The following is a 2,339-nucleotide window of genomic DNA, read 5'->3' as shown; positions in this document are numbered from 1 at the left end:
TTGTGCACTCGGCCCCCGGTCTGGAAAACCGAGTTTGTCAAAGCGCCAGCGAGTCCCGGAGCGACGAGTGATTATCCCCAGGAATCTCGGTTAGACACCGTTGGATCGAGAAGATCACCCGCGCGATTGTTGCCACCCGCGGGTTTTCTCTGCGGCGTCAGCCCCCGGATCGCGAAACGGCTGACGCATACCCTGTGGATTGGCGAATGCCGCCGACTATGGTCGCGCTATCGACGCGCCCGATTGAACCTCGGTACTCCGACTTGCGCTATAAACACTCGGTATCCTGCTACTGCCTCAAGCCGGCATTGAATCAATCCTGTGGTCAGTCAGTTGCCAGCGCGTAGGTCAGGTGCGGTGCCACCGCTTTAAAATATAGACAGGTTTCTTCGCGTGGAGCCCCATCCATGATCTGTGGGCCGTTGCACGTTGTAAAGTTCCTCAATAGAGACAAAGCCAATCAAATGGGAAACTCGAAATATGCAGAATGACGCTGAAGCACCGCAGGTCCAGTTGTTGCAGCTCACCGCCGACATAGTGGCGGCATATGTCCAGAAGAACGCCATTCCGGCGGCCGGTCTTCCCGAATTGATCGCCAGCGTCAATTCTGCCTTGTCGGGATTGGGTCAGCCGGTGGAAGCGACGCCGCCCGCGCTTGTTCCGGCAGTCAATCCAAAAAAGTCCGTGTTTCCCGATTACATCATCAGCCTGGAGGACGGACGCAAGTTCAAGTCTATGAAGCGCCACCTTGGGTTGCTGGGAATGACACCCGACGAGTACAGAGCCAGGTGGGGGCTCGCCAAGGACTATCCCATGGTTGCACCGAGCTACGCGGCCCAGCGGTCAGCCCTCGCGAAATCCAGCGGACTCGGCCGCAAGCCAACTGCAAAAACGCCGTTGAGGAAAACACCAGCGAATCGGAAAGCTAAGGCCTAACAACAGGTGTCTATCAAAGGCGGCGGGGCAACCTGGATCACAAGGCAAGCATCACAATATCGCTCGGCTCCAAATATCGGCCTGGATAACAAATACCGTCCTCTGTTGAAAGCGACCGTGAGCCATCATCAGCTCTGACGAATGGCTGCAACCGATGGATGGTGAGACCACCGGACACTCATTGGGAGACCCCAGGGCGCAGCGTCCAATCTCATATGGTGCGGGGATGGCGGTAGGCTGCGGCGGCTGATCGGCCTCGCAGCTGTTCAGAGACAGGAAACTGCTCCATCCTTTTACCAGTTGCTCCGTTACGGCCGCAGCAATCTAGTGCGTGGTGCCTCCGCGCTCGGCATGTAGACAAGTTCTTCACCTGGAGACGCATTCATGATCGGCGGGCGTGTTGCCGTCTCTCTTGGTACTTTCGATTTGTGCAAACAATCCATAATTACGATAAGACGTTTCACTATCTCCGTTTCGAGGTCCAATGTCTGAAGTGGACTGGCTGAGCCATCTCCTGCAAATCATCACCGTGACCGGCCAGCTCGAGGTCCGCTGCGCCTATGGTGCACCGTGGCGCGTTGCCTGGAACAAGGCTGCCGCGAACGAAATTCCCTACCACGTCATAGTCAAGGGCCGGGCCATTCTCGAGGATCCGAAGACGAGAGCGGCGCGGGAGCTGCTGAGCGGAGATATTGTGCTGCTGCCTCACGGCGCGGCGCATGTACTGCACGACGGTAGCGGGCAAACACCAATTCCTACCCAGCAACGCCGGGGGTCAGCCGGATGGATGCTGAGCGAGAATGATGGCGAGGGCGAGCAACTGGATCTGCTGTGTGGGCGATTTTTTATCGCGCCACCCCATGATCGACTGATCCGCAACTACCTGCCCGCCAACCTGGTGACACGCGCTGTGGACAGCCATGGAGAAGACGGCATGGGGTCCGCATCCAACCAACTTGCCGGTCTTGTCGGGCTGATGCGGATGGAGTCCTCCGGTGACAGGGCGGGAGGGCGCGCCATTCTCAACGCGCTTTCCTCGGCGCTTTTCACACTGGTACTGCGCGCGGCGAGCCAATCCGGGAAAGCCCCCGAAGGCTTGTTGGCCCTGGCTGGCCATCCGCGGCTGGCACCAGCAATTGCGGCAATGTTCGCCGATGCGGCACGGCCTTGGAAACTGCCCGATCTGGCCGATTTGTGCGGGATGTCGCGCGCTACGTTCATGCGCCAGTTTCAGGACAAGCTGGGTCGCTCCGCCCTCGATTTTTTGACTGATCTGCGCATGAGCCTGGCCGCCAACGAGTTGAAGAAGCCAGCCATCAGCGCCGAGGCCGTGGCCGAGACCGTCGGGTATCAATCCGTTTCGGCATTCCGGCATGTCTTCGCCGAAAGGATGGGGATGACGC

Annotated in this window: 2 protein-coding genes; both read left to right on the top strand. The window is 58.8% G+C overall.

The genetic code is table 11. The annotated features are described in order from the left end of the window. Positions 1 to 480 precede the first annotated feature (480 nt). A complete protein-coding gene (locus EN949_RS34595; protein WP_063170838.1) occupies positions 481 to 936 on the top strand; it encodes a MucR family transcriptional regulator in 456 nt (151 codons plus the stop codon). A gap of 484 nt (positions 937 to 1,420) precedes the next feature. Continuing rightward, positions 1,421 to 2,339: AraC family transcriptional regulator (locus EN949_RS34590; protein ID WP_164782656.1), on the top strand; the 919-nt coding region annotated here is incomplete at its 3' end.

The organism is Mesorhizobium sp. M7A.F.Ca.US.007.01.2.1 (genome assembly GCF_003998165.1).
Lineage (GTDB): Bacteria > Pseudomonadota > Alphaproteobacteria > Rhizobiales > Rhizobiaceae > Mesorhizobium > Mesorhizobium ciceri.
Note: the sequence above shows the minus strand (reverse complement) of the source record. Positions and strands in the feature narration are given on the sequence as shown.